The organism is Tolypothrix sp. VBCCA 56010, from assembly GCF_050875635.1.
Taxonomy (GTDB): Bacteria; Cyanobacteriota; Cyanobacteriia; order Cyanobacteriales; family Nostocaceae; genus Hassallia.
Map to the genome: position 1 here is coordinate 58,323 of NZ_JBPAOH010000029.1, position 7,354 is coordinate 65,676.

Annotated in this window: 8 protein-coding genes; 1 reads left to right on the forward strand and 7 read right to left on the reverse strand. The window is 43.9% G+C overall.

What is annotated here, in order from left to right:
- Positions 1-248: 248 nt before the first annotated feature.
- From ftsH to AABK37_RS12780, 3 genes are all read right to left on the reverse strand, one after another.
- Positions 249-2,138: an ATP-dependent zinc metalloprotease FtsH gene (gene ftsH, locus AABK37_RS12770; RefSeq protein WP_432551933.1), complete on the reverse strand. Its 1,890-nt coding sequence runs from the start codon at positions 2,136-2,138 to the stop codon at positions 249-251.
- 72 nt (positions 2,139-2,210) lie between these two features.
- Positions 2,211-2,465: a hypothetical protein gene (locus AABK37_RS12775; protein ID WP_432551934.1), complete on the reverse strand. Its 255-nt coding sequence runs from the start codon at positions 2,463-2,465 to the stop codon at positions 2,211-2,213.
- Between the two features lie 16 nt (positions 2,466-2,481).
- Positions 2,482-2,766, reverse strand: coding sequence for a TRADD-N-associated membrane domain-containing protein (locus AABK37_RS12780; protein ID WP_432551935.1), 285 nt, complete (start codon positions 2,764-2,766; stop codon positions 2,482-2,484).
- A 264-nt stretch (positions 2,767-3,030) separates the two neighbouring features.
- Here AABK37_RS12780 and AABK37_RS12785 point away from each other — a divergent pair, with 264 nt between their 5' ends.
- Positions 3,031-4,251 carry a pentapeptide repeat-containing protein gene (locus tag AABK37_RS12785; protein ID WP_432551936.1) on the forward strand — a complete coding sequence of 407 codons (1,221 nt, stop codon included), beginning with the start codon at positions 3,031-3,033 and terminating at the stop codon, positions 4,249-4,251.
- A gap of 353 nt (positions 4,252-4,604) precedes the next feature.
- Here the strand turns inward: AABK37_RS12785 and AABK37_RS12790 are convergent, their stop codons facing one another.
- From AABK37_RS12790 to AABK37_RS12805, 4 genes are all read right to left on the reverse strand, one after another.
- Positions 4,605-4,943, reverse strand: coding sequence for a DUF5615 family PIN-like protein (locus tag AABK37_RS12790; RefSeq protein ID WP_432551937.1), 339 nt, complete (start codon positions 4,941-4,943; stop codon positions 4,605-4,607).
- Positions 4,940-5,164, reverse strand: a complete 225-nt coding sequence (locus AABK37_RS12795) for a DUF433 domain-containing protein (protein ID WP_432551938.1) — start codon at positions 5,162-5,164, stop codon at positions 4,940-4,942. The genes AABK37_RS12790 and AABK37_RS12795 overlap by 4 nt, the downstream gene beginning before the upstream one ends.
- Positions 5,165-5,274: 110 nt before the next feature.
- Positions 5,275-6,480, reverse strand: a complete 1,206-nt coding sequence (gene cbiE, locus AABK37_RS12800) for a precorrin-6y C5,15-methyltransferase (decarboxylating) subunit CbiE (protein WP_432551939.1) — start codon at positions 6,478-6,480, stop codon at positions 5,275-5,277.
- A 418-nt stretch (positions 6,481-6,898) separates the two neighbouring features.
- A complete protein-coding gene (locus AABK37_RS12805; protein WP_432551940.1) occupies positions 6,899-7,174 on the reverse strand; it encodes a hypothetical protein in 276 nt (91 codons plus the stop codon).
- Positions 7,175-7,354: the final 180 nt, after the last annotated feature.

The following is a 7,354-nucleotide window of genomic DNA, read 5'->3' on the forward strand; positions in this document are numbered from 1 at the left end:
CTTCTATATTCTTAATAGGTGTAAGGAAAATCAATTTATGCAGTTTTGGGATTATGTGGAAAAAATTGCCAGTATTCTGGTTAGTTCAACCAAGAAGCTGAGTGAGCGTGCCGTTGATTCACATAACTATCTCTTTGTAAAGTGCGTAACTCCTAATATTATGTTGTAGAGACGTTCGGCGGAACGTCTTTACAATACGTAATGTGTGATTTGCCGGAATGATATGAGAGTTACCAACCCCCAAATATCTATTGAGACACAACTAATGTTGGCTCGGGTAGCTGAGTATATTCCCCAACAATTTTGCGGAATAAATCTCCCTCAATTGTCTCTTGGTCTGACAACAAATCTACCAGTCGCTCCATTGCTGTGCGGTTTTCTTGCAACAGTTCTTTTGATTTGATGTAGCAATGGCTGATAATTTCCCGCACTTGCGAATCAATTTTGGCGGCAATTTCTTCAGAATAATCTGATTTGTTCATCCAGTCACGTCCTAAGAACACCTCTCCACTTTGGTTTTCTAAAGAAAGTAAACCTAAGTCAGACATGCCGAAACGTGTCACCATTTGCCGTGCCATTCCAGAGACTTTTTGCAGGTCATCTCCGGCACCGGTGGTTACTTCTGGTTTGCCGAAAACAATTTCTTCAGCGGCACGACCTGCTAAAGTTGAGGTAATTCTGGCTAGCAGTTGAGAACGAGAAAGTAAGCCTTGTTCTTCGTTGGGAGTAAACCAAGTTAAACCTTGCGCTTGTCCGCGTGGGATGAGGGTGACTTTTTGCACTGGGTCATGGTTTTTGAGTAATGTTCCAACTAAAGCGTGTCCGACTTCGTGGTAAGCAATTAAGCGCTTACTTTTGCTGTCTACTAAGGGTGTACCTTCCATCCCAGCAACAACGCGGTCAACTGCATCATCAATTTCTAAAAGGGTGATAGATTCTTTGCGGCGTCTGGCAGTGAGAATTGCGGCTTCGTTGAGTAAGTTGGCTAAATCAGCGCCGGTGAATCCAGGAGTGCGGCGAGCGATCGCTTCTAATGATACACTCTTATCAACTTTCTTATTCCGCGAATGGACTTGCAAAATTTCCAATCGCCCTTTCATATCCGGTGCATCAACTATTACCTGCCTATCAAAGCGTCCCGGACGCAATAATGCTGCATCTAGTACATCTGGGCGGTTTGTGGCAGCAATAATAATGATGCCGGTGTTACCTTCAAAACCATCCATCTCCGTAAGCAGTTGGTTCAGGGTTTGTTCTCTCTCATCGTTACCACCACCGATACCTGCACCTCTTTGTCTGCCTACAGCGTCGATTTCATCGATAAATATTAAGCAAGGGGCATTATCTTTAGCTTTTTTGAACAAATCGCGGACGCGGGATGCACCGACACCAACGAACATTTCCACAAATTCCGAACCGGAAATGCTGAAAAATGGTACACCGGCTTCCCCGGCGATCGCTTTTGCGAGTAAAGTTTTACCAGTTCCTGGAGGTCCGACTAACAACACTCCTTTGGGAATGCGGGCACCGACTGCGGTAAATTTTTCCGGTTGTTTAAGGAAGGTAACGACTTCTTGCAGTTCTTCTTTAGCTTCTTCGATACCTGCTACATCGTTAAATGTTACTCCTGTTTTTGCCTCCATTTGAAAACGCGCTTTAGATTTGCCGAAGTTCATCGCTTGGCTAGAGGCATTAGTCGAACGGCGGAGGAACAATAACATTAACGCCAGTAGTGGCAAAATCCACATTAAGTTAATCAAAAGCCCAACAGCCGCTCTACTATTAGCAGAGGAAACCTCGGCAAAATCAACTTTATTTTCTTTTAGCTTGTTAATTAACTCTCTATTATCGTCCAAAAGCCTTACTTGTTGTGGTGGTGTATCTGTCGATTGCCCTTTAAGATAAACCCTGGCAATTTGTTCGCTTTCGTCAAGTTCTACTTTCTGGACTTGGTTTTTCTCAGTTTTCTCCAGTAACTTACCATAAGTTAGAGTTTCGCGCTCTACTTTTTGCGCTAATGCGGGAGTACTGCTGAAAATTCCCGGCAACATCATTAAACTGGCTGCTAGCGCTCCAGTCAATGCTACGCGCTTTGAGGAGTGATGTTTCACTAATGCCTTTTTGTGAAAATTTGTCATAATAATTACCCTTTGTCTGCTGCTTATACTTGAGCGCTAGTTTTATGTTTGTTCTTTTAGCAAGAATTGAAGTCACTGTTTTCTTAATCTAGTGTAACTTTCAGTTTCAGCCATTTCCAAGTCTGTTTCGGCTGGGGTTGGAAGAATGAGGGGGAGTGGGGAGGGGGGGAGTGGGGGAGTGGGGGAGTGGAGGAGTGGGGGAGTGGGGGAGGGGGGGAGTGGAGGAGTGGGGGAGTGGAGGAGTGGGGGAGAGAGTATTAAATTTTGAATTCTCCTTTTCCCCTTGTCTCCCCATCCCCCACTCCCCCCCTCTCCCCCTCTCCCCATCCCCCCATCCCCCCCTCTACTTCTCGCTGTCGTTTATTTCTGCTAAAACTTTGTCAAGTCTATCGTTTGCGTCTTTAGCGAGAGATATGCAACATACACTTGAAGCCAAACCGGAAGCAGCAGCAACTGTTCCTTCTGGAACTTGATTTGACAAAATTAGCCCAGCACCTACAAGTCCAATAAAGAAAGATACTGTGGTGGCAATCAAGGCAAGGTTAAAGCTGTAACGTCCTTGCCGCAAGCGTTCTTGGGCAATGCTCAATTCGATTGGGGAGTGATTAGGGGTTAGGTTGTTATTCATGGATTTTGCTCTGGGATTTAAATTTCATACTTCTAATATCGAGCCAAATCCTGGAAATACTGACTAGGCAATGATTGTGTTGTAAATCACTTGTGTCTTCTCTATGATTGTCTTATGCCTTAGTTGTGATGTTGCGCTTTATTCCCCTCAGGCTGGAAGCCTGGGGCTATACGAACAAAGCCCACCTGCGTGGGCTAATTAGACGCATCTTTATATAGAAACGGTATAAATACAAATACTCGCAGATAAAAAATTAGCTAAACTATGACAGACTTTAGCCTTGCCAAGAAAAAGAAGAAAATAACTTACACTGCCTCTACACAAGGTAAAGAGAGGGCAGAGAATGCCTTGAAAAGGCTAGGGTTTGAGTCAAAAAGTAACTTTGCGGAATCTCAACTTTTATCTCGCAGTACAGTTACAAAATTTTTTCAATGCCAGCCTATTCAGCTTGATTCTTTTAAAAGGATATGTAAGGCACTGAAATTGAATTGGGCAGAAGTTGCGGGGATAATAGAAGAAGGAAAATCAGAATGTTTAGAAAGAAATAATTACAGTAGCCCTGATACTGATGAGGTGATACAAGTGCAAGCAGTTCACCGTCAAGTAACTGTAATAGATAAACAAAGTAAAAAAATTAAAGCTGTTATTGTATTAGAAGGCGATATAAATTCAGTTAATAGTGATTTGAAAGTATCCCTGGAATTAGCTTTACTAACATATCCAGGAGACACTATAAAAATTACAGATATTCAAGCAGGCAGTATCCGATTAATTGTAGAGGGTTCTCAAGAGGATATCAAACGGCTTGTATCTCGCATTCAATCAGGAAAACTAAAAGAATTAAGCGGTTTTCCTGTTGAAGATATTCAAATTTTGAACGAGAGTTCAGATGATGAAGAAAGTGATGAACTGAATGATAAATGGCATCTAGTGCAGGAGATTGTCAATCATGCAGTTGAGGGTCGAAACCTAAGTGATGCCGACCTGAGTGATGCCGACCTGAGTGATGCCATCCTGAGTGGTGCTGATCTGAGTGGTGCTGATCTGAGTGGTGCTGATCTGAGTGATGCCGACCTGATTGTTGCCAACCTGATTGTTGCCAACCTGAGTGATGCCAACCTGAGTCGTGCCATCCTGATTCGTGCTGACCTGAGTGGTGCCATCCTGAGTGGTGCCATCCTGAGTGATGCCTACCTGATTCATGCCTACCTGATTGGTGCCAACCTGAGTCGTGCCTATCTGAGTGGTGCCATCCTGATTGCTGCCAAGCTGAGTGGTGCCAACCTGATTGGTGCCAACCTGAGTGATGCCGACCTCAGTGGTGCCAACCTCAGTGGTGCCGACCTGAGTCGTGCCAATGTAAAAAATGCTCGATTCGGAAATAATCAAGGAATTTCTGAAGCCAGAAAACGTGACTTAATCCAAAAAGGAGCAATCTTTGAGGATTCTCCTGGCGATCGCTCTTCGATTCTCCTTCCTCACTAACAATTGTAGTTGTTGCGCGATCGCATCCAAGTTCAAGAGGATTCTCAAGAGCGATCGCTCGGACATTCTGCTTTCTGGCTAACAATTGTAGTAAAAGCGCGATCACATCCAACCTGACAGCAATTTTCATTTATTTAGACCATACTCTCATATTCTTCTCTGCGCCTCTGCGTCTCTGCGTGATAAAAAAGGTCTAGTTCATTTCCCTGAAAATATCAGTATTGCAGCAGCTTTTGTTCGCTTTCAACAGTGACAGATTCGCACAACAAAATCCAGTGACGCCAACGCTAACCTCCACAACCTCTCCAGGGCTTTCGTCCGTCCGCTGCATTTTGCCGTGTTAGCCTGCACGGTTAGTCTCCGCTGATTTCTACTAATGTCTCACCAGCCGCTAAAAGTTCTAACGCTCTAGGTAACGTCTCGCTCAGAATCTCGCACAACCGAGCATTAGAGGTATTGCCACAAGTCAACCAAATAATTTGTGGCGGCGAACCAAGCCGCTCAACCAGATCCACAAAGTCGCTGTCCTTAGTCATCACAACGCATTTCTGGGCTTTTGCTGAAGAGAAAATTTCCGGATCTTCAGCATCTCTTAGCCCAAGATCACGTAAGGCTACTGCTTCAATGCCAAATGTGCTGGTAATCCAGGTTGCAATTGCCGGGGATAGGTGTGCATCTACCCAGATTGTCATGCCACTAAAACCGGGTGATTAAGTTTTCGTGAGGCATATAAAAGTGATGCCTTCAGATCATCCGCCTCAAGATCAGGCATTTCTTCTAAAATTTCTCCTGCACTTAGACCTGCTGCAAATAAATCGAGTATATCTGACACTCGAATTCTCATCCCTCGGATGCAGGGGCGACCGCCGCACTGTCGAGGATTAACTGTAATTCTTGAAAGTAGTTCTGCCATTAAAGGTAGCTCTCACAACATTTATCTCTATTGTGAACCAGAGATAAAAGGGTTTCAACTGACAGTATTAAATGATTATCTTATTGCTGATTTTATTTTTTGGAAGTCCCTTACTTCACCACTACCCACTGTGTAACAGGTGCCATCGCTTTCCAACCCAAAAATTTACCGACGGGTTCCGCTCGTTGAATTGCGATGCGTGTTAATGTCCCACCGACTTGATTGTGCCATTGCAGCAGCTTTTGTTCGCTTTCGACGGTGACAGCATTGGCTACCAAGCGTCCACCAGATTTAAGGGAATGCCAACAAATATCAAATATTCCCTCTGCTGTGGCACCACCCCCAATAAATATCGCATCGGGTGCTTCTAAATCTTCAAGTACAGCAGGAGCCTCAGCTTGAATTATACACAAATTTGGTGTACCCAAAGCAGCGGCATTATCGGTAATGTATCGCAATCGTGATGAATTTTGTTCGATGGCGATCGCTCGACAACGATAATCACTCCGCATCCATTCAATTGCAATCGAACCACAACCCGCACCCACATCCCACAATAATTGTCCCGCTATGGGTGCAAGTGCAGCTAAAGTAATTGCCCTAACTTCATGTTTGGTAAGTTGTCCGTCGTGATGATATGCTGTATCCGGTAAACCAGGAGTTCGCGGAAGCAGCACAACTGAAGAATCTGCAATACATTCAACCGCAATTGTATTCAAATCGGCAAGTTCAGTGATATTCCAAGATGCAGCGTTACCCTTAACGATGCGTTCGCGAGTTCCCCCCATGCGTTCTAAAACTGTAATTTGGCTATTCCCAAAGCCGCGTTTTACCAACATTTCCGCAACAATAGCGGGGGTTTTTCTGCCTTCACTGAGGATGAGGAGACGCGCTTTCGGATAAATTACCGGATGTAATAAAGAAGGGTCGCGCCCTGCTAAACTTAAAGTGTCTACTTCTGTTAACGACCATCCCAAACGAGCGCAAGCAAGACTGAAGGCTGAGGGAGTAGGGATAATTGTCATCTCTGCAATCGCAATTCGCCGTAGCAGCGTTACCCCAATTCCAAAACACATCGGATCGCCACTAGCGAGAACACAAACCGATCGCCCGCGACGAGAGATAATTTCTTCTATCGTATCATTTAAGGGTGAAGCCCAAATTAGCTTTTCGCGATCATCGCTTTTGGGGAGCATAGAGAGATGGCGATCGCCTCCCACTAACACCTCTGCTTGCTCCAGCAAGCTGCGTGCAACCGCATTTAACCCCAAAACTCCATCTTCACCAATTCCGACTACAGACAGCCATTTTTGCATTTTGTCGCCTGTTCATTCAAATAGTATGGTGAAGCCTTCCTGCTTAAAGTGTCTGTCATGAGTTAGCACTTCAGTAATTTCCAATTGCTTCATCGTTTGCATAGAAATACAGCTGTAAGACTATAGTGTTTATCAAATCGTTGTCTGTATTCCAGACCAGCAAGGAAAGTGTCATGACTTTGGGGGATAACCTGCACATAATCATTTTGTAGGATATCTTGAATCCTCTCAATAGCGATTTGCCGCATTTTAATATCATAGGCAGAGAAAAAATTAAGAAACTCAGTTAACACCTCATCAGTTGTAACTAAACGAACTTAGATAAGATTTTTGCTGAAACTGATAACCCTTATGTGCCATTCATCCCTTGGATTGAGTAAAGCAGTCCAATAAAAGGTATCGGCAAAAATTGTTCTCATTATTCTTGCTTTGGTGTACCGTAAAGATAATGATCAACTTGTGCTGAACCGTCTACGGGTAACTGAGAAATTACTTCCTCTGGAAGTATGCTCGTGGATTCCTCAAATATTACCCAAATAGGTTTACTCTTTTGCTCAGGTGGACTAGTAGGTTCAGAGACACTAATGTTTTGCTCTCGTCTTTGCTTAGAAAATAACAAAAAGTCCAAAACCTCTTCAACCAAAAAGTCTGGTGCTTGGGCAATTTCTTGAATTAATTGTTCTCTAGCAGTCATTATATTATCTGGCTTGTTCGCGACGGCGGATAATTTCTTCTACAGTATCATTTAGGGGTGAAGCCCAAACCAGTTTTTCGCTCTGCATTAACATAACATCGCTCTGCATTAACATAACATCGCTCTGCATTAACATAACATCGCTCTGCATTAACATAACATCGCTCTGCATTAACATAA